The organism is Klebsiella sp. Q2 (assembly GCF_009900705.1).
Taxonomy (GTDB): domain Bacteria; phylum Pseudomonadota; class Gammaproteobacteria; order Enterobacterales; family Enterobacteriaceae; genus Klebsiella; species Klebsiella quasipneumoniae.
On record NZ_JAAABE010000004.1, the window covers coordinates 514,249 to 535,450 of the forward strand.

The 21,202-nt window shown below is 56.6% G+C and carries 24 protein-coding genes; 9 read left to right on the forward strand and 15 right to left on the reverse strand.

What is annotated here, in order from left to right; translation table 11 throughout:
* Positions 1–189: 189 nt before the first annotated feature.
* The gene (locus tag GT756_RS17870; protein ID WP_004201747.1) at positions 190–1,116 is read right to left on the reverse strand and encodes a LysR family transcriptional regulator; all 927 of its coding nucleotides are present in this window, start codon (positions 1,114–1,116) and stop codon (positions 190–192) included.
* Positions 1,117–1,991: 875 nt separating this feature from the next.
* Here GT756_RS17870 and alaA point away from each other — a divergent pair.
* Together alaA and yfbR are read left to right on the forward strand one after the other, a co-directional pair.
* Positions 1,992–3,209, forward strand: a complete 1,218-nt coding sequence (gene alaA, locus GT756_RS17875; RefSeq protein ID WP_004201748.1) for an alanine transaminase AlaA — start codon at positions 1,992–1,994, stop codon at positions 3,207–3,209.
* 81 nt (positions 3,210–3,290) lie between these two features.
* Positions 3,291–3,890 (forward strand): 5'-deoxynucleotidase, encoded by a 600-nt coding sequence (gene yfbR, locus GT756_RS17880; protein ID WP_043520241.1) that lies wholly within the window; start codon positions 3,291–3,293, stop codon positions 3,888–3,890.
* 45 nt (positions 3,891–3,935) lie between these two features.
* Here the strand turns inward: yfbR and GT756_RS17885 are convergent, their stop codons facing one another.
* The 4 genes from GT756_RS17885 to yfbV all read right to left on the reverse strand — a co-directional run bounded on the left by GT756_RS17885 (position 3,936) and on the right by yfbV (position 7,553).
* Entirely contained in the window at positions 3,936–5,768 is a 1,833-nt protein-coding gene (locus GT756_RS17885; RefSeq protein ID WP_004201750.1) for an SLC13 family permease, read from the reverse strand.
* Between the two features lie 76 nt (positions 5,769–5,844).
* Positions 5,845–6,504, reverse strand: a complete 660-nt coding sequence (locus GT756_RS17890) for a sugar phosphatase (protein WP_004201751.1) — start codon at positions 6,502–6,504, stop codon at positions 5,845–5,847.
* 11 nt (positions 6,505–6,515) lie between these two features.
* Positions 6,516–7,010: a YfbU family protein gene (locus tag GT756_RS17895; protein ID WP_004201754.1), complete on the reverse strand. Its 495-nt coding sequence runs from the start codon at positions 7,008–7,010 to the stop codon at positions 6,516–6,518.
* Positions 7,011–7,097: 87 nt separating this feature from the next.
* Positions 7,098–7,553, reverse strand: coding sequence for a terminus macrodomain insulation protein YfbV (yfbV, locus tag GT756_RS17900; RefSeq protein WP_002913194.1), 456 nt, complete (start codon positions 7,551–7,553; stop codon positions 7,098–7,100).
* A 338-nt stretch (positions 7,554–7,891) separates the two neighbouring features.
* Between yfbV and ackA the strand changes: the two genes are divergently transcribed.
* Positions 7,892–9,094, forward strand: coding sequence for an acetate kinase (gene ackA, locus GT756_RS17905; protein WP_004201756.1), 1,203 nt, complete (start codon positions 7,892–7,894; stop codon positions 9,092–9,094).
* Between the two features lie 190 nt (positions 9,095–9,284).
* Complete coding sequence (gene pta, locus GT756_RS17910) at positions 9,285–11,432, forward strand: phosphate acetyltransferase (RefSeq protein WP_004201759.1); 2,148 nt, start codon at positions 9,285–9,287, stop codon at positions 11,430–11,432.
* Between the two features lie 88 nt (positions 11,433–11,520).
* Here the strand turns inward: pta and yfcD are convergent, their stop codons facing one another.
* From yfcD to yfcF, 3 genes are read right to left on the reverse strand one after another with little or no spacing between them, the layout of a single operon-like run.
* Positions 11,521–12,072 (reverse strand): NUDIX hydrolase YfcD, encoded by a 552-nt coding sequence (gene yfcD, locus GT756_RS17915; protein ID WP_002913197.1) that lies wholly within the window; start codon positions 12,070–12,072, stop codon positions 11,521–11,523.
* Between the two features lie 57 nt (positions 12,073–12,129).
* The gene (gene yfcE / locus GT756_RS17920) at positions 12,130–12,681 is read right to left on the reverse strand and encodes a phosphodiesterase (RefSeq protein WP_048325233.1); all 552 of its coding nucleotides are present in this window, start codon (positions 12,679–12,681) and stop codon (positions 12,130–12,132) included.
* A 56-nt stretch (positions 12,682–12,737) separates the two neighbouring features.
* Positions 12,738–13,382, reverse strand: coding sequence for a glutathione transferase (gene yfcF, locus GT756_RS17925; RefSeq protein ID WP_004201762.1), 645 nt, complete (start codon positions 13,380–13,382; stop codon positions 12,738–12,740).
* A 169-nt stretch (positions 13,383–13,551) separates the two neighbouring features.
* Between yfcF and yfcG the strand changes: the two genes are divergently transcribed.
* The 3 genes from yfcG to GT756_RS17940 all read left to right on the forward strand — a co-directional run bounded on the left by yfcG (position 13,552) and on the right by GT756_RS17940 (position 15,521).
* Positions 13,552–14,181: a GSH-dependent disulfide bond oxidoreductase gene (yfcG, locus tag GT756_RS17930; protein WP_004201763.1), complete on the forward strand. Its 630-nt coding sequence runs from the start codon at positions 13,552–13,554 to the stop codon at positions 14,179–14,181.
* A 65-nt stretch (positions 14,182–14,246) separates the two neighbouring features.
* Positions 14,247–14,609 (forward strand): dihydroneopterin triphosphate 2'-epimerase, encoded by a 363-nt coding sequence (gene folX, locus GT756_RS17935; RefSeq protein WP_002913200.1) that lies wholly within the window; start codon positions 14,247–14,249, stop codon positions 14,607–14,609.
* Between the two features lie 18 nt (positions 14,610–14,627).
* Complete coding sequence (locus GT756_RS17940) at positions 14,628–15,521, forward strand: TIGR01777 family oxidoreductase (protein WP_065878310.1); 894 nt, start codon at positions 14,628–14,630, stop codon at positions 15,519–15,521.
* On the opposite strand, the gene GT756_RS25955 is transcribed toward GT756_RS17940, so the two are convergent.
* Positions 15,501–15,617, reverse strand: a complete 117-nt coding sequence (locus GT756_RS25955) for a hypothetical protein (protein ID WP_032425776.1) — start codon at positions 15,615–15,617, stop codon at positions 15,501–15,503. The two genes, GT756_RS17940 and GT756_RS25955, sit on opposite strands and share 21 nt — an antisense overlap.
* A gap of 119 nt (positions 15,618–15,736) precedes the next feature.
* Between GT756_RS25955 and GT756_RS17945 the strand changes: the two genes are divergently transcribed.
* Positions 15,737–16,264 (forward strand): GNAT family N-acetyltransferase, encoded by a 528-nt coding sequence (locus GT756_RS17945; RefSeq protein ID WP_043520231.1) that lies wholly within the window; start codon positions 15,737–15,739, stop codon positions 16,262–16,264.
* A 5-nt stretch (positions 16,265–16,269) separates the two neighbouring features.
* Here GT756_RS17945 and hisP read toward each other — a convergent pair whose 3' ends face one another.
* The 5 genes from hisP to argT form a co-directional block, all read right to left on the reverse strand.
* Positions 16,270–17,043 (reverse strand): histidine ABC transporter ATP-binding protein HisP, encoded by a 774-nt coding sequence (hisP, locus tag GT756_RS17950; protein ID WP_002913206.1) that lies wholly within the window; start codon positions 17,041–17,043, stop codon positions 16,270–16,272.
* A gap of 7 nt (positions 17,044–17,050) precedes the next feature.
* Entirely contained in the window at positions 17,051–17,767 is a 717-nt protein-coding gene (gene hisM / locus GT756_RS17955) for a histidine ABC transporter permease HisM (RefSeq protein ID WP_002913207.1), read from the reverse strand.
* A complete protein-coding gene (locus GT756_RS17960; protein ID WP_004201769.1) occupies positions 17,764–18,450 on the reverse strand; it encodes a histidine ABC transporter permease HisQ in 687 nt (228 codons plus the stop codon). Before GT756_RS17960 ends, hisM begins: the two co-directional genes overlap by 4 nt.
* Before the next feature lie 66 nt (positions 18,451–18,516).
* Positions 18,517–19,299 (reverse strand): histidine ABC transporter substrate-binding protein HisJ, encoded by a 783-nt coding sequence (gene hisJ, locus GT756_RS17965; protein WP_002913209.1) that lies wholly within the window; start codon positions 19,297–19,299, stop codon positions 18,517–18,519.
* Positions 19,300–19,566: 267 nt separating this feature from the next.
* Entirely contained in the window at positions 19,567–20,349 is a 783-nt protein-coding gene (gene argT / locus GT756_RS17970) for a lysine/arginine/ornithine ABC transporter substrate-binding protein ArgT (protein ID WP_004180753.1), read from the reverse strand.
* A gap of 40 nt (positions 20,350–20,389) precedes the next feature.
* Between argT and GT756_RS25960 the strand changes: the two genes are divergently transcribed.
* Positions 20,390–20,551 carry a hypothetical protein gene (locus tag GT756_RS25960; RefSeq protein WP_064178354.1) on the forward strand — a complete coding sequence of 54 codons (162 nt, stop codon included), beginning with the start codon at positions 20,390–20,392 and terminating at the stop codon, positions 20,549–20,551.
* 65 nt (positions 20,552–20,616) lie between these two features.
* Here the strand turns inward: GT756_RS25960 and GT756_RS17980 are convergent, their stop codons facing one another.
* Positions 20,617–21,201 (reverse strand): UbiX family flavin prenyltransferase, encoded by a 585-nt coding sequence (locus GT756_RS17980; protein ID WP_004180755.1) that lies wholly within the window; start codon positions 21,199–21,201, stop codon positions 20,617–20,619.
* Between the last annotated feature and the right edge of the window lies 1 nt (position 21,202).

The following is a 21,202-nucleotide window of genomic DNA, read 5'->3' on the forward strand; positions in this document are numbered from 1 at the left end:
AAAGTCGGCAAGGTGAGCGCCAGGTCACGCCAATATGCTGATTTTCTTGCAAAGAAATAAAAAAAAGATTCAAAACATCAATAATAGTGCAAAAAAAAGAGCCACCAGACGGGAAACCCACCCTTGAGGCTCTTTTTGGGCACTTACATTCTGTTACCAGTTTTTGTGATCTTTGTTAGCAAAATAACCTCACAAAATGAAGGTGCTTCCTCCCTCTTCCGGAGTAAGTGCCGGCCCGGCGCGCCAGGGATCGCTCTCCTGGCTCAGTGATTGAAAAATCGCCTGCGGTAGTTCGCCCACCGTCTGCGGATTGCAGCTAACGACGTACCGGGTATCCGGCAGGACCGGCAGGCCATCGCTGATGCCGGCCACGCGCAAATCCGGGCTCATCATTTCGACCGGACGCGCGGTGACCCCCAGCCCGGCTTTCACCGCCGCTTTCACCCCGGAGAGCGACGAGGCGCCGTGAGCCAAATGCCAGGAGACGCGGGCAGCCTCCAGCGCGGCGATGATGTCCTCACGGAACGGGCCAGGCTCTTCGAGCAAGATGAGGGGGATCGATTCCCCTTTCGCCAGCACGTAGTCCGCTGCACAGTACCAGAGGGTAGGCGACGTTCTCAGCGTGAAAGCGGTAAAACCGGGAAGCTGATGGGTGGTTAATGCCAGATCGACCTCTCCCGCGCTCAGCATCGCCATGATGACGGCATGGGGATGGACTTTAATCTCCAGCGTCATTCTGGGATAGAAGCAGCCGATGCGGTTTAACAGAAACGGCAGGATAGTATCAGCGGTTTCTTCCGACGCGCCGATGGTCAGTCCCCCCTGCAGGCTGCCATACATCAGCGACATGCAGGCTTCATCGTTAAAGCGCAGGATTTTGCGGGCATAGCCCAGCAGCTGGATGCCCTGCTCGGTCAGCAGTTTATTGCGTCCGTGACGAGCGAAAAGCTCCTTGCCAACCAGTTGCTCCAGGCGTTGCATTTGCTGGCTGACCGCGGACTGGGTACGACACACTGCGGCGGCGGCGGCGGCGAAGGTGTTCAAATCAGCGACTGCTACAAAGGTGCGCAGCAGATCGAGATCGAGGTTGAGTATCGGACGTGTTGTATTAATCATCTTTCTTCACTTACAGGTGGCTAACGCTGACCTGCCTTGTTGATGCTTTACGCCAGGTTTCCGGCTATTCCCTGAGCCTCGTGCTCACCGTCTGATGGCGGATAAACAACTGGACGAACGTTATTACATGCCAAAGTACTCGTCTGAGCAAATGCGCAGAACACCGGAGTAATATATTGTTCGTATTTCTCATTATTATTTATTACCACGGCCAGCCAGGCGTCTTACGTCGCCCCGGAAAACCGCGCAGTGGTGGTGAGAAAGCCTCTCTTTCGCCGGACTTCTTTTTGGCGAAAAACGAACAATAAAATCCTGTAATAACAATATATTAAATATCAATTCAGCCATAATTCATGCCGACTACCACTGATATTAACGGCGATATTCTAACCGATTCCCATCCTTTTTATAAGCCTTAATAAGGATTAACTGAGATAATTTTAAATTTTTTTCAACATTTTATATAAATTAACAAACCTCAGATTATTACCTGTCAAAAATAATAATAATGCGCTTGCGCGCAGTTTTTTATTAAAATTATTTAACATCAAAATTACAAATCAACCGCTATGAGATTAAGAATAGCGTTTTCTAACGGTCACCCATTCTCCAGCTCCCCGTTTACCTAACCAACAAACCAGATAAATGATGGTAAAAAAGGCACTACATCAACATAGACGACCGAAAAAATGCCATGAAAAGGCATAAACCATAGGAAAAACCAGCAACCAGCAGATAAATCAATTACGCTTAAAATCCTGCATTAGCAAAATCTTCTCCTGCAAAGCCTTCAAAACAGCGGGGAGGCGGAGTACATTGTTCCGTGCTGACTTCCACGGCAGGGAGTGGCGATAACAGCTAAAAGGTCAAGATTCATGTCCCCCATCGAAAAATCCAGCAAGTTAGAGAACGTCTGTTATGACATCCGCGGACCGGTTCTGAAAGAAGCGAAACGTCTTGAAGAAGAAGGCAATAAGGTTCTGAAACTGAACATCGGCAACCCGGCGCCCTTCGGCTTCGAGGCCCCTGACGAGATCCTCGTCGACGTCATCCGCAATCTGCCTACCGCCCAGGGATACTGCGATTCGAAAGGATTGTACTCGGCGCGTAAAGCTATCATGCAGCATTACCAGGCGCGGGGAATGCGCGATGTCACCGTGGAAGATATTTACATCGGCAACGGCGTGTCCGAGCTGATTGTGCAGGCGATGCAGGCGCTGTTAAACAGTGGCGATGAGATGCTGGTTCCCGCTCCGGACTACCCGCTGTGGACGGCGGCGGTGTCTCTTTCCAGTGGTAAAGCGGTGCACTATCTGTGTGACGAATCCTCTGACTGGTTTCCGGATCTTGACGATATCCGCGCCAAAATCACGCCTCGCACCCGCGGGATCGTGATCATCAACCCCAACAACCCCACCGGCGCGGTCTACTCCAAAGAGCTGCTGCAGGAGATCGTGGAGATCGCCCGCCAGCACAACTTGATTATTTTCGCCGATGAGATCTACGACAAGATCCTCTACGACGAAGCCCAGCATCACTCGATTGCCGCTCTGGCGCCGGATCTGCTGACGGTGACCTTCAACGGACTGTCGAAAACTTACCGCGTCGCCGGCTTCCGTCAGGGCTGGATGGTGCTGAACGGCCCGAAAAAACACGCGAAAGGCTATATCGAAGGACTGGAAATGCTTGCCTCGATGCGTCTGTGCGCCAACGTGCCGGCCCAGCATGCTATCCAGACCGCGCTGGGCGGCTACCAGAGTATCAGCGAATTCATCATTCCCGGCGGGCGTCTGTATGAACAACGCAACCGCGCCTGGGAGCTGATCAACGATATTCCGGGCGTCTCCTGCATGAAGCCAAAAGGCGCGCTGTACATGTTCCCGAAAATTGACGCCAAACGCTTCAATATTCACGACGACCAGAAAATGGTGCTCGATTTCCTGCTGCAGGAGAAAGTGCTGCTGGTGCAGGGTACTGCCTTTAACTGGCCGTGGCCGGATCACGTGCGTATTGTGACCCTGCCTCGCGAAGACGACCTGGAGATGGCGATCTCCCGCTTTGGCCGCTTCCTCTCCGGCTACCATCAGCTTTAGTCGTGCTGCCGCCGGCATTTGCATCCGGCGGCGATCCCTGCGCACAATGGAACCCGATGTTGTCACTGATTAAGGGTTCCTATGAGTCAGAGTCATTTCTTTGCCCACCTCTCCCGTCTGAAACTGATTAACCGCTGGCCGCTGATGCGCAACGTGCGCACCGAAAATGTCTCCGAGCACAGCCTGCAGGTGGCGATGGTCGCCCACGCGCTGGCGGCGATTAAAAACCGCAAATTTGGCGGCCTGGTCAACCCAGAGCGTATCGCCCTGCTGGCGATGTACCACGACGCCTCCGAGGTTTTAACCGGTGATCTCCCTACCCCGGTGAAATATTTTAATTCACAGATTGCTCAGGAATATAAGGCGATTGAGAAAATCGCCCAGCAGAAGCTGGTGGATATGGTGCCTGACGAGCTGCGCGATATTTTCGAACCGCTGATTGACGAGCATCATTACAGTGAGGAAGAGCAGTCGATCGTCAAACAGGCTGACGCCCTCTGCGCCTACCTGAAATGCCTCGAAGAGCTGTCGGCGGGCAACAACGAATTTCTGCTGGCCAAAGGCCGTCTGGAAAAAACGCTGGCGTCGCGGCGCAGCGCGGAGATGGATTACTTTATGCAGGTGTTTGTCCCGAGCTTCCAGCTGTCGCTGGATGAAATCAGCCAGGATTCGCCGCTGTAATTTTTCAGGCCGGGCAGCGGTCGCCCCCTACCCGGCCTGCATATCTTAAAACGGGAAGAGCACCGGGATCAGCAGAACGCAGACCACCATCACCAGCACGGTAAAGGGCACGCCGATTTTGACAAAATCGCTAAATGAGTACTTACCCGGGCCAAGCACCAGAGTATTAACCGGCGAAGAGACCGGGGTCATAAACGCCGCCGAAGCCGCCATCGCCACCACCATGGCAAAGGGATAAGGCGACACACCCATCGACTTCGCCGCCGCCAGGGCAATAGGCGCCATCAGCACCGCGGTGGCCGTGTTAGAGATAAACAGGCCTATCGCCGCGCACATCACAAACAGGCAGCCGAGCATCAGATAAGGCCCCTCGCCTCCGGCGACGTCCATTAGTCCCTTAACCACCAGATCCACCCCACCGGTTTTCTGCAACGCCAGGGCGAACGGCATCATCCCGACAATCAGAATGATGCTCGGCCAGTGGATCGCCTTGTAGGCGCTTTCGGCGTTGATACAGCGGAATTTGCCCATCAGCAGACAGGCGATGATCGCGGCGATGGGGTTGGGGATTTCATCCGTCAGCATCAGGGCCACCATCAGCACCAGACAGAAAATCGCGTGCGGAGCCTGGCTGTGGGCCGGCGAAGCGTCATCAACCTCAACCGGCATATTGAGCACCACGAAATCCCGGCCGCGCTTCGCCAGCAGGGCAATTTGCCGCCAGTTGCCGACCACCAGCAGAATATCGCCGAGCTGCAGCGGCTCATCGACCACGGAACCATCCATCGCTTTGCCATCGCGCTTCATGCCGACGATATTGAGACCAAACCGGGTGCGGAAGGCTATCTCACGCACCGTTTTGCCTATCATCTCTGAATCCGGGATCAGCGCCACCTCCGCCATCCCCACATCCAGCGCCTGATCGGCAAAATACTCCCCGCGCAACACCATCGGCTCGAGCATTTGCTCGCCGCAGAACTGGCGCAAGTCGACATCGGAGGCAGACATATCGATCAGCAGGACGTCGCGGGCGCGAAATTCCGAGACCCCATTGACGTTAACAATCACCCGGCGGAACCGCCGCCAGCGCTCAACGCCGATGACGTTGGCACAGTAGCGCTCACGCAGCTTTAAATCATCCAGCCGCTGACCGATCATCGGCGAACCGGGTCGGATCGCCAGCCGGCGAGCGCGGCCGGTGAGGTGATATTCGCGGATCAAATCGCGAAAGGTACTTCTTTTTCGCCCATCGCGCGCGGAATCGCCATTATCCGTCTTCAGCATAAAGCGCACCGCCAGCATATAGACGATGCCCAGGATCAGCACCACCAGGCCAATCGGCGTGACGCTGAAAAAACTGAAGCCGTGCAGTCCTTCGCGCAGCAGTTCACTGTTGACCACCAGGTTGGGCGGTGTCGCCACCAGGGTCATCATCCCGCTGATAAGCCCGGCGAAGCTCAGCGGCATCATCAGCCGCGAGGGTGAGGTATTCATCCGCGCCGAGACGCTGAGGACCACCGGAATGAAAATGGCGACCACGCCGGTGGAGCTCATAAACGCGCCCAACCCGGCGACGGTGAGCATCAGGTAGATCAGCATTTTGGTTTCGCTGTTGCCTGCCACGCTCACCAGCCAGGCGCCCATCTTGGTGGCCACCCCGGTACGCACCAGGCCGTCGCCGATAATAAACAGGGCGGCAATCAGGATCACGTTAGGATCGCTGAACCCGGAAAAAGCTTCAGTCAGCGTCAGCGTGCCGCTGAGGACAAAGGCGACAATGACCATCAGGGCGATAGCATCCATGCGCACCTTACCGGTAGCAAACAGCACAACCGCGATGGCCAGGAGGGATAAAACCCAAATCAATTCACCGTTCACAACGTTTCCTTGTCACAAGTGGGAGTCGACATAGTGGCATAAAAAAGCCCCGACGACGCGGGGCGAAATCATGGGTTTACGCTTTAAGACGCACATTTACCACGCCGTCAGTCTGGCGTTCAACCACCAGATCTTCCAGGCTGCTCAGCACGAGGTCAGCTTCATCCCGACGGGGGGCATCGGCGGGCACGTTGACCGCGATAGTGCGACAGCCGGCCGCCAGTCCGGAGAGGAGCCCCGCCGGCGCGTCTTCCACCACCGCGCACTCCCCGGCAGGCAGACCCAGCCGCTCGGCGCCCAGCAGATAGGCGTCCGGCGCCGGCTTGCCATGCTTCACCTGCTCAGCGGTGACAAACACCTCCGGCATCGGCAGGCCCGCCGCGCGGTGACGCGCATGGGCAACCGGAATCGAGCCGGAGGTGACAATCGCCCACGGGATCCCGGCCTCATTGAGCGTATTCAGCAGGGCTAACGCCCCCGGTAGAGCGACGATGCCTTCGATATCAGTGGCTTCCATCTGCTCGAGATAACGGAATTCGGCCTGGATATCCTCCTCGCTGCGACCCGGCATAAAATGGCGAATGGAGGTAATGGCCTGCTTGCCGTGAATAAAACTGAGAATTTCATCATGGTCAATGGCGAAACGATCCCCCCATTTGCACCATGAACGCTCCACCACCGGCAAGGAATCCACCAGCGTCCCGTCTAAATCGAACAGGAAACCTTTACACTGCACGGGCACCTCCCTCAGGCATTGATGATTTGGTTAATTTCGTTACTGCTCAGATGATACTGGCGTGGGCAGGCGTGCCAGACGCTCAGCATCCGCTGATATTTCTCCCACATCGGGGTCTGCGAGTTAAAGCCATGGGTGCCGGCGTCAAAGTGGCTGTAACGGCCTTCAACGTTGACCATAAAGCGCACGTAGCCGAGAAAACGCGCTTCGGTGGCGGCATCAAATCCGAGGAAGGTGACCCGACGCTCGTCGATACCCGCCGCATCTTTCAGGTTGGTCCAGGAGACGTGTAGCGCGTGGTACATCTCCATGATGTCGATTACGGTACGGCAGGTTTCTTCCGTCAGCTGGCCGAACTCGCGGTCCAGTTCACGCATCTGCAGCCCATACCCACGCTCAATGATGGTTTGCAGACGACGGTAGCGCTCCGCATTGTCCGGGTCGAGCATCGTCATCATCTTGTACTGATTGGATAAAATCAGACGCTGCGCATTGGTCATTTCCATGTTGTGACTCCTGTAGCACGGTAGGGCGTGAAATAAAGAAGGCGCATAAATCATGCGCCTTCTTTTATATGCGTTTTCCGTAGTGAATTACAAATCATCAAGGAAAGTTTTATCGAGTTGTTTGAAGGCGCGCTTAAGCGTGTCAGCCAACGCCTGATAATCGGGCTTGCCTTCGACAGGCGCCAGCGCCTGCCCCGCCTCCTGCAGTTTGCCGCGTACTTCGTAGAACCAGTTAAGAATGGAAGGCGGCAGCGGCGTCACTGAACGTTTACCCAACCACCATAACCCCTGCATCGGCAGGCTCAGTGCAAACAGCGCAGTGGCCACGGCGGGCCCCAGCTGGCCGCCCAGCGCTATCTGCCAGCAGAGGGTGAAAATGGCGATCGGCGGCATGATGCGGATGGCGTAGCGGGTGGCACGAATGATGCGGTTTTCAATAAATACCGGCGCGAGGCGCTTGTCGAGAGGCCAGGTCTTCGCGTAGTGCTGCCCGCGGTTGAACAAGCTAAAGAAGCTAACGGGGCGTTTCTCAGGGGTCGACATGGCTTTACCTCAACTTTACATATAAAACTTAAAAAATTCGTGCAAAACACCAACTATGCATGACATCGTTCAAAAGATTTTGGCAAAGGATGCCGCAATCAGGTATCCTGTGCCCGCCTGAAAGGGCGGATAGACTCTTTTGCCAGGCTAGTCAAATTATCGCATATTCTGCCATTGGCTGAAAATTATGCAAAATGGCATAAAATCAAATGTACTTATCTCATCGTGCCTGAAAACAGAACAAGGCATGATGTTAATCATAAATGTCGAGGTCATCCTGCGCTACGCTAATGACACACTGACGTTTTTTTAGCCACGTATCATAAAAAGGTACTTCCATGTCGAGTAAGTTAGTACTGGTTCTGAACTGCGGTAGCTCCTCTCTGAAATTTGCTATCCTTGACGCCGTTAACGGCGACGAATACCTGTCCGGTTTAGCGGAATGCTTCCACCTGCCAGAAGCCCGTATCAAATGGAAAATTGACGGCGGCAAACAAGAAGCCGAATTAGGCGCGGGCGCCGCGCACAGCGAAGCACTGAACTTTATCGTTAACACTATTCTGGCACAAAAACCAGAACTGTCTGCTCAGCTGACCGCAATTGGCCACCGTATCGTCCACGGCGGTGAAAAATACACCAGCTCCGTCGTCATCGACGAGTCCGTGATTCAGGGCATTAAAGACGCGGCGTCCTTCGCACCGCTGCACAACCCGGCACATCTGATCGGCATCGCTGAAGCGCTGAAATCCTTCCCGCACCTGAAAGACAAAAACGTGGCAGTATTCGATACGGCGTTCCACCAGACCATGCCGGAAGAATCCTATCTCTACGCCCTGCCGTACAGCCTGTACAAAGAGCACGGCGTTCGTCGTTACGGCGCACACGGCACCAGCCACTTCTACGTGACTCAGGAAGCCGCTAAGATCCTGAACAAGCCGGTTGAAGAGCTGAACATCATCACCTGCCACCTTGGCAACGGTGGTTCGGTTTCCGCTATTCGTAACGGCAAATGCGTTGACACCTCCATGGGTCTGACCCCGCTGGAAGGCCTGGTGATGGGTACCCGCTCCGGCGATATCGATCCGGCAATCATCTTCCATCTGCACGACACCCTGGGCATGAGCGTTGACGCCATCAACAAAATGCTGACCAAAGAGTCCGGCCTGCTGGGCCTGACCGAAGTCACCAGCGACTGCCGCTACGTGGAAGACAACTATCAGGAAAAAGCCGACGCTAAACGCGCGATGGACGTCTACTGCCACCGCCTGGCGAAATACATCGGCTCCTACACCGCGCTGATGGACGGCCGTCTCGACGCCGTGGTCTTCACCGGTGGCATTGGTGAAAACGCCGCGATGGTGCGTGAGCTGTCGCTGGGCAAACTGGGCGTACTGGGCTTCGAAGTTGACCATGAGCGTAACCTGGCTGCCCGCTTCGGCAAGTCTGGCTTCATCAACAAAGAAGGCACCCGTCCTGCCGTGGTTATCCCGACCAACGAAGAGCTGGTCATCGCGCAAGACGCCAGCCGTCTGACCGCATAATTCCACACCGCCAGCCCTGACCCGCAATACTTCGCGCTGCAGGAAGGCGGCGACACAGCAGATCCCCGGCGCATACGCGACCGGGGTGAGCAAGTAGAGCCAACGCACGTGCAACGTGGAGTATGACGGGTCGCTGGTGGTGCTGTTTTGTATCCCGCCTGATACTGGCGGTAACGAAAGAGGATATACCGTGTCCCGTACTATCATGTTAATTCCTACCGGTACCAGCGTAGGTCTGACCAGCGTCAGCCTCGGTGTGATCCGCGCTATGGAACGCAAAGGCGTTCGTCTGAGCGTCTTTAAACCTATCGCCCAGCCGCGCTCCGGCGGCGATGCCCCGGACCAGACCACCACCATCGTTCGCGCCAGCTCCTCCACCACCACCGCTGCTGAACCGCTGAAGATGAACCACGTTGAATCTCTGCTCTCCAGCAATCAGAAAGATGTGCTGATGGAAGAGATCATCGCCAACTATCACGCGAACACCCAGGACGCGGAAGTGGTGCTGGTGGAAGGCCTGGTGCCGACCCGTAAGCATCAGTTCGCCCAGGCGCTGAACTTTGAAATCGCCAAAACCCTGAACGCGGAAATCGTCTTCGTCATGTCGCAAGGCACCGATACGCCAGAACAGCTGAACGAGCGTATTGAACTGACCCGTAACAGCTTTGGCGGCGCGAAAAACACCAGCATCACCGGCGTTATCATCAACAAACTGAACGCGCCGGTCGACGAGCAGGGCCGTACCCGTCCTGACCTGTCGGAAATTTTCGACGACTCATCCAAAGCGAAAGTCGTGAAGATCGACCCGGCTCAGCTGCAAAAAGGCAGCGCGCTGCCGGTGCTGGGCGCCGTACCGTGGAGCTTCGATCTGATCGCCACCCGCGCGATCGACATGGCCCATCACCTGAATGCGACCATCATCAACGAAGGCGATATCAACACCCGCCGCGTGAAATCCGTGACCTTCTGCGCGCGCAGCATCCCGCACATGCTGGAGCACTTCCGCGCAGGTTCGCTGCTGGTTACTTCCGCAGATCGTCCTGACGTGCTGGTTGCCGCCTGCCTGGCAGCGATGAACGGCGTGGAAATCGGCGCCATCCTGCTGACCGGCGGCTATGAAATGGACGCGCGCATCAGCAAGCTGTGCGAACGCGCCTTCGCCACCGGCCTGCCGGTGTTTATGGTCAACACCAACACCTGGCAGACCTCCCTGAGCCTGCAGAGCTTCAACCTCGAAGTACCGGTTGACGATCACGAGCGCATTGAGAAAGTTCAGGAATACGTTGCCAACTACATCAACGCCGACTGGATCGAATCGCTGACCGCGACCTCCGAGCGCAGCCGTCGTCTCTCTCCGCCAGCCTTCCGCTACCAGCTGACCGAGCTGGCGCGTAAAGCCGGCAAACGCGTCGTTCTGCCGGAAGGCGACGAGCCGCGTACCGTGAAAGCCGCAGCCATCTGCGCCGAACGCGGGATCGCCACCTGTGTGCTGCTGGGCAACCCGGATGAGATTAACCGCGTTGCAGCAGCGCAGGGCGTTGAGCTGGGCGCCGGTATCGAAATCGTCGACCCGGAAGTGGTGCGCGAAAGCTACGTGGCTCGCCTGGTCGAACTGCGTAAGAACAAGGGCATGACCGAAGCCGTCGCCCGCGAGCAGCTGGAAGATAACGTGGTTCTCGGCACCCTGATGCTGGAACAGGACGAAGTCGATGGCCTGGTGTCCGGCGCGGTACACACCACCGCCAACACCATTCGTCCGCCGCTGCAGCTGATCAAAACCGCACCGGGCAGCTCGCTGGTCTCTTCCGTGTTCTTCATGCTGCTGCCGGAACAAGTTTATGTTTACGGCGACTGCGCGATCAACCCGGATCCGACCGCAGAGCAGCTGGCGGAAATCGCGATTCAGTCCGCTGACTCCGCGATTGCCTTCGGCATCGAACCGCGCGTGGCGATGCTCTCCTACTCCACCGGTACTTCCGGCGCGGGTAGCGATGTAGAAAAAGTCCGCGAAGCGACCCGTCTGGCGCAGGAAAAACGTCCTGACCTGATGATCGACGGCCCGCTGCAGTATGACGCCGCGGTGATGGCTGACGTCGCGAAATCCAAAGCGCCGAACTCGCCGGTAGCTGGCCGCGCGACCGTGTTCATCTTCCCGGATCTGAACACCGGTAACACCACTTACAAAGCGGTACAGCGCTCTGCCGACCTGATCTCCATCGGGCCGATGCTGCAGGGTATGCGCAAGCCGGTCAACGATCTGTCTCGTGGCGCGCTGGTTGACGATATCGTCTACACCATCGCACTGACCGCGATCCAGTCAGCTCAGCAGCAGAAGTAATCGCCCGCTGAGAGAAAGCAAAAGGCAGCCAGATGGCTGCCTTTTTTGTCAGGAGGCGAACAGCAGTTGCTGCCACGCGTTAGCGCGTTTATTCGCGCTCGCTCTCTTCCGCGTCATCATACTCGTTGCCGGCGTTACGGGTCATCCACAGCGCCAGCGCTTTCAGCGAGTCGGGCGTGAACTCATCGCAGCGGGCGGTGATCTCTTCCGGCGTTAACCAGCACACCTCGCTCACCTCCTCTTCCTGCAGGGCAAACGGCCCGTGGGAGACGCAGCTGAACAGGCTTCCCCAGACGCGGCAGAATTTATCTTCGTAGTAGAACTGGCCGTGATCGGCAAACGGCACCCCGGCGATGCCTAACTCCTCTTCCGCCTCCCGACGGGCCGACTCCAGCAACTGCTCATCAGCCTGCACGACGCCGCCGGCGGTGGCATCCAGCATGCCCGGATGAAAGTCTTTTGTCTCGGTGCGTCGCTGCACCAGAATTTTCCCCATTCCGTCGTGAACGACGATATAGGTCGCCCGGTGGCGCAGGCACTGCGCGCGCATCTGCTCGCGGCTGGACTGTGCTATCACCTCATTGTTTTCATTAACAATATCGACCCATTCTGTGCTTGCCAAATGATTCTGTTCCGCCATCAGGAAACCTTACTTTAAAAGCGCTCTTGCGGCGCGTCTTTATGATTGAGGGCTAAATTACGGGTAAATTGCGACCTCTGCAATAACCTGATTATCATTGAGTGCTAAAACCTGCAGACGCCCCTCATCCAGTAGCCCATAGCTGGCGGAATATCCCCCTTTCGGGATACTCACTGAGCCTGGATTAAACAGAGAGAACGCCCCGCGTTTTTCAGCAACCGGAATATGAGTATGGCCATACGCCAGGACATCGCCAGCGGCAAGTGGCGGCAAATTGTCCGGGCTATAAAGATGACCGTGGGTCAGAAACAGGCGGTAGCCTTCGCCAAGCACCTGCTGCCAGGGCGCGGTCATGGGAAAACGAAGCAGCATTTGATCCACTTCGCTGTCGCAGTTACCGCGAACCGCAATGATGCGCTCCGCCACGCTGTTCAGCCGCTCGGCCACCTCCGCCGGCGCATAGCCTTCCGGCAGCGCGTTGCGTGGCCCGTGATTAAGCACATCGCCGAGGATGATCAGCCACCTGGCGCTACTTTGCGCGAACCGCTCAAGCACGCGTTCCGTCGCAGGTAGCGAACCATGAATATCGGAGGCAAACATCAGCTTCATAGGTTCCATCTCCACTGGTTACGATGCCTCTATGATAGCGGAAGCGCGGCGGGTTATCAGCCTCCGCGTTTGGCGGAAAGCGCCGCGTAACGCTGGATTGAGGCCCGCTGCCACTGGAAAGTCGCATAATCCGCCAGCGCCTCCGGCACCTCATCACCATTGAGAACCAGACGATTGAGCATCAGCGCCAGGTCGGCATCGGCAATAGACCATTCGCCGAATAAATTTTGCCCGCCGTGGGCCAGCAGCGTGGTAGCGGTGGCAAACAGTTTTTCCGCCGACCGCTTGCCTGCCTCGCTGAGCGCCGGCATTTTCACCCCGCCAAACACCACGGCGGTGGATCGCTCTTCACGAATGGGCACCAGATCGCTGCGTAGCCAGGCCTGGATCTGCCGGGCGCGGGCCCGCTTTTGCAGATCGTGTGGATAAAGGCGCTCCCACTCAGGCGGCGCGAAACGCTCATCGAGATATTCGGTAATCGCCGAAGACTCGCTCAGCGCGAAATCGTCAACCTCCAGCAGCGGTACGCGACGGGTGGCGGTATAGCCCGTCCAGCCGGCCTGCAGATGTTCGCCGCTGCCCAGGTCGATGGTTTTAAGGCTAAAAGGCAGGCTCTTTTCCTGCAGCGCGACATAAACAGACATCACGTACGGTGAGAAAAAATCGGCATCGGACCACAGGGTAATCACAGGCTGGCTCATAACTTCCTCAGGGTTGGTAGACAGGGCAATAAACCAACATAGCCTGTCTTACCGGCGATGTCACTGCTCGTCCGCTGCGTGGCTGGCGCCCCGCTCGCGGATTTTTTCCCGGGTCGCGCAGCTTCACCTATACTCGATCAGTTTGCGACCCACGACGGCGGGAAATATTATGATCGATCTCTACTATGCACCCACCCCAAACGGCCACAAAATCACCCTGTTTCTCGAAGAGGCGCAGCTGGCCTATCGGCTAATTCGGGTCGATATTGGCAAAGGGGAGCAGTTTCATCCGCAGTTTCTGGCGATTTCGCCGAATAACAAAATTCCAGCTATCGTCGACCACATGCCTGCCGACGGCGGCGCGCCGTTGAGCGTCTTCGAGTCCGGCGCCATCCTGCTCTATCTGGCGGAAAAAAGCGGCAAGCTGCTGAGCGGGGAACTGCGGGCGCGCTATACCACCCTGCAGTGGCTGTTCTGGCAGGTCGGCGGCCTGGGGCCGATGCTGGGGCAAAATCAGCATTTTTCCCACTCAGCGCCGCAAACCGTGCCCTACGCGATTGAGCGTTTTCAGGTGGAAACCCAGCGACTCTATGGGGTACTGAATCATCGCCTGGGATCCAGCCCGTGGCTGGGCGGGGACCACTACAGCATCGCCGACATCGCCGCCTGGCCCTGGGTAAACTGCCATGTCCGCCAGCGGATCGATCTGGCGAACTATCCGGCGGTGCATAACTGGTATGAGCGCATTAAGCAGCGGCCGGCGACGGTGGAAGCGATGCTAAAAATTCAGCCTTATTAACCCCCTGCTCGCCCGTCGCGCTTTGTTGTATGATTGCAGGACTTAAACCACGGAGGAAGCCTGCAATGTCTCAACCAGACGCCATTATTCGTATTAAGAACCTGCGCCTGCGTACTTTTATTGGTATTAAAGAGGAAGAGATCGCCAACCGCCAGGACGTGGTAGTGAATGTGGCCATTCACTACCCTGCCGATAAAGCGCGCGACAGCGAGGACATTAATGATGCGTTGAACTACCGCACCATTACCAAACGCATCATTAGCCATCTTGAGAATGGTCGTTTCTCGCTGCTGGAAAAATTAACTCAGGATGTGCTGAATATCGCATGCGAACATCACTGGGTCACATATGCTGAAGTGGAGATCGATAAACTTCACGCGCTGCGCTATGCCGACTCGGTATCCATGACCATGAGCTGGCGGCGCTAACCATGTCAGGGAGGTGGTATGAAGATCCTGCTTACTGGTGGTACCGGCCTGATTGGCCGACATCTGATACCCAGACTGCTGGAGCTTGGGCATAGCGTCACGGTCTCCACCCGACATCCGGATACCGCCCGCGCCCGTCTCGATCCGCGCGTCACGCTGTGGCGCGATTTCGAGGGCCATCACCACCTCAATGACATCGATGCCGTCATCAATCTGGCGGGCGAGCCCATCGCCGATAAACGCTGGACCGCCGAGCAGAAACAGCGCTTATGCCATAGTCGCTGGGATCTCACTCAGCGGCTGGTGGGCTTGTTCCACGCCAGCGATACTCCTCCCTCCGTGCTGATCAGCGGGTCAGCCACCGGCTATTACGGCGACCTCGGCGAAGTGGTGGTGACAGAAGAAGAGCCGCCGCACAATGAGTTTACCCATAAGCTCTGCGCCCGCTGGGAGCAAATTGCCTGCGAAGCGCAAAGCGAGCGCACCCGCGTCTGTCTGCTGCGCACCGGCGTGGTACTGGCGCCGCGGGGCGGTATTCTTGGCAAAATGACCCCGGCCTTTAAGCTCGGCCTCGGTGGGCCTATCGGCAGCGGCAGACAGTACCTGGCCTGGATCCATATCGACGATATGGTTAACGGCATTCTGTGGCTGCTGGATAACGATCTGCGCGGCCCATTCAATATGGTTTCGCCCTATCCCGTGCATAACGAGCAGTTCGCCCACGCGCTGAGTCATGCGCTCAATCGACCGGCGATTTTCCGCGTTCCCGCCGCCGCCATCCGCCTGCTGATGGGCGAATCCGCTGTGTTGGTGCTCGGCGGCCAGCGCGCGCTGCCTAAGCGACTGGAAGCCGCCGGCTTCGCCTTCCGCTGGTACGATCTCGACGAAGCGCTAAAGGATGTGCTGAGTTAATGGCTGACACAGGGGAGCATTGGCTCCCCTGATTCCATTCTGCTGGCTCATGCTCCACGCTTGGATGGCCTCAGCCTGGCGCTGCAGCATCGCCATATCCCGGACAGCCAGCGCCCTGAAGCGCCTGAGTTCATCGCCAGCCGGCCGGTTCGCCGGTGTTACCTGGCGAAGCAAAGTGCTAAGGTAGGCCTTTCCTTCTTCGAATTGACTGCTTTATGACGACCATCACCACGCCTCGCCTTTCGCTTACCCGCTTTGTTACCGATGACTGGCCCTTTTTTCTGCGCCTGCGCCAGGATCCGCAGGTGATGCGTTTTATGGGCGAAGTGTTAAGCGAGGAGGTGTTGCGCAGCGTGTTCGCCAGTCGCTGCGCCGATCCCGGCGTGTATGTTCTGCGTAATAAGCGCGGCGATGCGCTGGGCGATATTGGGCTTCGCATCAGCCCTAAAAATCCGCACGAGGCCGACGTCGGCTATGCGCTGCTGCCCGAGGCTCAGGGAAAAGGCTATGCCAGCGAAGCGCTGCGGGCGATCTGCGATTATGGTTTCAGCACGCTGGGGGTACAGGCCATCAATGCCTGGGTGTTGGGAGAGAATCGTGGATCATCGCGCCTGCTGGAGAAGCAAGGCTTTGTGCGCACGCAGGTGCTGGAGAAAGCCTATCATCTGAACGGCGTCGATTACGATGACTGGATTTACCGGCTGGAGCGTGAATCCCACCCGGCGCCCGCAGACGCCGGGTAAGCCGTTTATTTCAACGAACCTTTCAGAAACTGCTGCAGGCGCGGGCTTTTCGGCGCGCCGAACAGCGCGTCCGGATGCCCTTCCTCTTCGATTTTTCCCTGATGCAGGAAAATGACATGTGAAGAGACGTGGCGGGCAAAGCCCATTTCGTGGGTCACCACCACCATGGTTTTCCCCTCTTCCGCCAGCTGCTGCATGATGCGTAACACTTCGCCCACCAGCTCCGGATCCAGCGCGGAGGTCGGCTCATCGAACAGCAGCACTTCCGGCTCCATCGCCAGCGCGCGGGCAATAGAGACACGCTGCTGCTGGCCGCCGGAAAGATGCACCGGGTATTTCGCCTGCTGACGTTCGTCTATCCCGACCTTGGCCAGGTATTTTACCGCCCGTTCGCGCGCTTCCTGTTTGCTTAAGCCCAGCACCTGAATCGGCGCCTCCATGACGTTCTCCAGCACCGTCATATGGCTCCACAGATTGAAATGCTGAAACACCATGGTCAACCGGGTGCGCAGCAGGCGCAGCTGGTTCTTGTCGGCCACCTTCAGCTGACCGTCTTTATCCCGTACCAGGCCAATATTCTGGCCGCTGACGACGATCGTGCCTTCGCTCGGTTTTTCAAGGAAGTTAATACAGCGTAAAAAGGTACTTTTCCCGGAACCCGATGAACCGATGATACTGATAACGTCCCCGGCTTTCGCCTGCAGCGAGACGCCCTTCAGCACCTCGTGTTCCCCATAGCGTTTATGCAGATCGATAACGTTTAATTTATTGTCGGACATGGCGTTCTCAATGCGTCGAAGAAGGTTTGATATGCTGCAACCAACGCTTTTCCGCTTTGCGGAACAAGCTAATCAGCACATACGAGATAATTAAATAGAGCACCGCGGCGATGCCAAAGGCGGTGAACGGCTGATAGGTGGCCGAGTTGATATCGCGGGCGATTTTCAGCAGATCCGGCACCGTAGCGGTAAACGCCAGCGCCGTCGAGTGCAGCATCAGGATCACTTCGTTACTGTAGGCCGGCAGCGCAATCCGCAGCGCGGAAGGCAGGATGATGCAGCGGTACAGTTTGACCGAAGAGAAGCCGTAGGCCCGCGCCGCTTCAATTTCGCCCGCCGGTACCGAGCGGATCGCGCCGGCGAAAATTTCGGTGGTATAAGCGCAGGTGTTCAGGGTCAGCGCCAGCACCGTACAGTTTAGCCCGCTGCGGAAAAAGGCGTTCAGCAGTTCAGTGCCTTTGACGATTTCCAGGGTGTACATACCGGAGTAAAAGACCAACAGCTGCACATACAGCGGCGTGCCGCGAAATATGTAAGTAAACAGCCAGATGGGAAACTGGATGAACTTATTGCTCGAAACGCGGCCGATTGCCAGAAAGACCGCCAGGATGCCCCCCATGACCACCGAAGAGATCAGCAACCATAAGGTAATCGCCACGCCGGTAAAGCGATAGCCGTCGGTCCACAGCAGGGATTTCCAGTATTCCTGAATAATTTCAATCACAGGTCAGCCCTCTTGACGCCAACGGTATAGCGGCGTTCGAGCAGCAGCAGTACGCCATTAGAAAGGGTGGTAAATACCAGATAAATCAGGCCGCAGACGATGGCGAAGTAGAACGGCTGCCAGGTGCTTTTGCCCGCCAGCTGCGTGGCTTTGACCACATCCTCCAGCCCCAGCAGCGAGACCAGCGCCGTCGCCTTGAGGATAACCTGCCAGTTGTTGCCGATCCCCGGCAGCGCGTAGCGCATCATCGCCGGGAACAGGATGCGCCGGAACGTCTGCCCGCCGCTGAAGCCAAAGGCGGTGGCCGCTTCGATATGCCCCTTCGGCACCGCCAGGTAGGCGCCGCGGAAGGTTTCCGTAAAATAGGCGCCATAGATAAAGCCAAGGGTAATAATCCCGGCGATCATCGGGTCAATATCAAACTGCGCCATGCCCAGCGCGTCGGTAACGCTGTTAAGCGCAATCTGCAGGCCGTAGAAAATCAACAGCATCAGCACCAGGTCGGGGACGCCGCGGATCAGTGTGGTATAGCCTTCAAATACCAGCGCCAGAGGACGATTGCTCGATAGCTTTGCGCCAGCGCCCGCCAGCCCAATCAGGACGGCGAGAACGACCGAGCTGAGCGCAAGCTCCAGGGTGACAAGCGCACCCTGCAAAATAACCTGTGAAAACCCATACAGCATGCTGCCTACCCTGTCTGTCATCCACCATTGCGCGTGAATCGGACGCGCAATGGTGAGGCGTGAGAATTATTCGCCGTATACGTTAAAATCGAAATATTTTTTCGCCAGCTTGTCGTAGGTGCCGTCCTTACGCATCTCTGCAAACGCTTTATTCAGCGCTTCGCGCAGTTCGTTGTCTTCCTTACGCAGCCCCATACCGGTGCCGACGCCGAACAGCTTTTCGTCCTTAATCGACGGACCGCCAAACTGATAATCTTTACCGATAGGCTGTTTCAGGAACCCTTCGCTGGCCGCGACCTCATCCTGGAAAGCGGCGTCAATACGGCCGGCGGTCAGGTCGGAATAGATATTGTCCTGCCCCTGATAGGAGACAATTTCGATACCTTTCGGCGCCCAGTGCTCATTACCATAAGTTTCCTGCGTCGTACCCTGCAGCACGCCCACGCGCTTACCCTTCAGGGTGGCAAGATCCGGCGTTACCGGGCTGCCCTTTTTCACCACCAGACGCGAATCAGCCGCATACAGTTTGTCGGTGAAAGCGATTTCCTGCTGACGCTTTTCGGTAATCGACAGCGAAGACATAATCGCGTCGATTTTCTTCGCTTTTAAAGAGGGGATCAGCGCATCCAGCGGGTTTTCCACAAAGGTACATTGGGTATTAATACGCTTACACAGCTCTTTTGCCAGATCGATATCAAAACCCACCAATTCCCCCTGCGCATTCTTCGATTCGAAGGGAGCATAAGTCGGATCGGTACCGATACGAATTTTTTGCGGAATAGCGGCAAAGACCGTGGAAACGCTGGAAAGGGCCAGCGCTAAAGAGAGAGACAACGCCAGTTTTTTCATAACTATCCTCGACAGACTGTCATTCTAACGGGTTTATTAGAACTATTAACACCAGTTATCGTGCCATTATTCGCCCCTTGAGGGCAAAGATTTATGCACCAGAAAGGCCATTTTTTTGCACCACAAACGCTTAACTATGCATTTTTTAGCCACAAAAGCGCCTGCCTTTGCACTAAAATGATCCACAGCGTCTGGCGATGCACCTTTTCAGGGCTTTTACACGAGCATGGCGGCAGGCCCACCCGATAGCGCGGGCCTGCGGCAGTCTTAGTCGCCGTAGACGTTAAAATCGAAGTATTTCTTCGCCATTTTGTCGTAAGTTCCGTCTTTGCGCATCTCGCCCAGCGCTTTATCAAACGCGGCTTTCAGCTCGGCGTCGTCCTTACGCAGGCCGATACCGGTGCCGTCGCCAAAGTACTTTTTGTCTTTAACGGACGGGCCGGCAAAGGCGAAATCTTTCCCGGCAGGCTGCTTCAGGAAGCCTTCGCTGGCGGCGACTTCATCCTGCAGCGCCGCATCCAGACGACCAGCGGAGAGGTCGGAATAGATCAGGTCCTGGTTCTGATATGCCACCACGTCAACGCCCTGGCTGCGCCAGCGATCGTTAGCATAGGCTTCCTGCGTGGAGCCCTGCAGCACGCCGACGTGCTTACCTTTCAGCGCCTCCAGCGTCGGCTGGATCGGCGAGCCTTTGGCCGCGATCAGCCGGGAGTCGGCGGCATAAAGCTTGTCAGAGAAGGCGATCTCTTGCTGGCGCTTCTCGGTGATGGAGAGCGAGGAGATGATGGCGTCAATTTTCTTCGCCTTGAGGGAGGGGATCAGGGAGTCAAAATCACTGCCGACCCAGGTACATTTCACCTTAATACGGGAGCACAGTTCATTGCCTAAATCGATATCAAAGCCAACAAAGTCCCCTTTCGCGTCTTTCGACGAAAAGGGCGCATAGGTCGCGTCAGTGCCAATGCGAATGCTCTGCGGCAGAGCAGCAAACACACTGGCCGTGCTGCTCATTCCCACGAGTAAAGAGAGAGCCAGAATCGTCTTCTTCATACAGTACCCTTAAGTGTCGTGATGTGGTGCGTTGCTTGTTATGCTGATTGCCGATCAATCCTGCAGTTTTTGTGCCATCTTCCCGGTGCGTGCCGGGAACAGGGTTAAATTTGTTAAAATAAAGTTGCAGGATTGTCTTAAAAGGGAAGATACCAGCATTACTGGCGAAACCGCAGCGCCTGAGCGCAAAAAGACGAAATAAATGTCGAGGATTTGATCGGGACGACAAATTTGCACCAGCGCAGCGCAAGCGTACATTTCACGCACCTATTTGGTGCAATCCTGTGACCCTTGCCAGCGCGTAAATAAGTCTTGTTCCAGGCTAATGTCGAACTGATCGAGTACCCGGTTGACGGTCTGGTTGATAACATCATCCAGGCTTTGCGGCCGATGGTAGAAGGCCGGCACCGGCGGCATAATCACCGCCCCCAGCTCCGCAGCCTGCACCAGCAGTCGCAGATGGCCAAGATGGAACGGAGTCTCCCGCACGCAGAGCACCAGCGGACGACGCTCCTTCAGCACCACATCCGCCGCCCGCGTCAGCAGACCATCCGTGTAGCTATGGACAATACCCGAGAGCGTTTTCATTGAGCAGGGTAAAATCACCATCCCGGCGGTTTTAAACGAGCCGGAGGAGATACTGGCGGCGATGTCGCGGGCATCATGCACCACATCAGCCAGCGCCTGCACTTCACGCACGGTAAAGTCGGTCTCCATCGCCAGCGTCTGGCGCGCCGCCTGACTGAGGATCAGATGGGTTTCAATATCCGGCACATCCCGCAGCACCTGCAGCATCCGCACGCCATAGATGGCGCCGCTGGCGCCGGAAATGCCAATAATCAGTCGTTTCACG

Coding starts and splice junctions, on each gene's coding strand:
- yfcE (WP_048325233.1), bottom strand. CDS start 12,681: ATGAAGCTGATGTTTGCCTCCGATATTCATGGTTCGCTACCTGCGACG.
- hisP (WP_002913206.1), bottom strand. CDS start 17,043: ATGTCCGACAATAAATTAAACGTTATCGATCTGCATAAACGCTATGGG.
- folX (WP_002913200.1), top strand. CDS start 14,247: ATGTCTCAACCAGACGCCATTATTCGTATTAAGAACCTGCGCCTGCGT.
- alaA (WP_004201748.1), top strand. CDS start 1,992: ATGTCCCCCATCGAAAAATCCAGCAAGTTAGAGAACGTCTGTTATGAC.
- yfcD (WP_002913197.1), bottom strand. CDS start 12,072: ATGGCGGAACAGAATCATTTGGCAAGCACAGAATGGGTCGATATTGTT.
- yfbV (WP_002913194.1), bottom strand. CDS start 7,553: ATGTCGACCCCTGAGAAACGCCCCGTTAGCTTCTTTAGCTTGTTCAAC.
- GT756_RS17870 (WP_004201747.1), bottom strand. CDS start 1,116: ATGATTAATACAACACGTCCGATACTCAACCTCGATCTCGATCTGCTG.
- GT756_RS25960 (WP_064178354.1), top strand. CDS start 20,390: ATGCTGATTGCCGATCAATCCTGCAGTTTTTGTGCCATCTTCCCGGTG.
- yfcF (WP_004201762.1), bottom strand. CDS start 13,382: ATGAGCCAGCCTGTGATTACCCTGTGGTCCGATGCCGATTTTTTCTCA.
- yfcG (WP_004201763.1), top strand. CDS start 13,552: ATGATCGATCTCTACTATGCACCCACCCCAAACGGCCACAAAATCACC.
- yfbR (WP_043520241.1), top strand. CDS start 3,291: ATGAGTCAGAGTCATTTCTTTGCCCACCTCTCCCGTCTGAAACTGATT.
- argT (WP_004180753.1), bottom strand. CDS start 20,349: ATGAAGAAGACGATTCTGGCTCTCTCTTTACTCGTGGGAATGAGCAGC.
- GT756_RS17945 (WP_043520231.1), top strand. CDS start 15,737: ATGACGACCATCACCACGCCTCGCCTTTCGCTTACCCGCTTTGTTACC.
- GT756_RS17895 (WP_004201754.1), bottom strand. CDS start 7,010: ATGGAAATGACCAATGCGCAGCGTCTGATTTTATCCAATCAGTACAAG.
- ackA (WP_004201756.1), top strand. CDS start 7,892: ATGTCGAGTAAGTTAGTACTGGTTCTGAACTGCGGTAGCTCCTCTCTG.
- GT756_RS17960 (WP_004201769.1), bottom strand. CDS start 18,450: ATGCTGTATGGGTTTTCACAGGTTATTTTGCAGGGTGCGCTTGTCACC.
- GT756_RS25955 (WP_032425776.1), bottom strand. CDS start 15,617: ATGGCGATGCTGCAGCGCCAGGCTGAGGCCATCCAAGCGTGGAGCATG.
- hisJ (WP_002913209.1), bottom strand. CDS start 19,299: ATGAAAAAACTGGCGTTGTCTCTCTCTTTAGCGCTGGCCCTTTCCAGC.
- GT756_RS17940 (WP_065878310.1), top strand. CDS start 14,628: ATGAAGATCCTGCTTACTGGTGGTACCGGCCTGATTGGCCGACATCTG.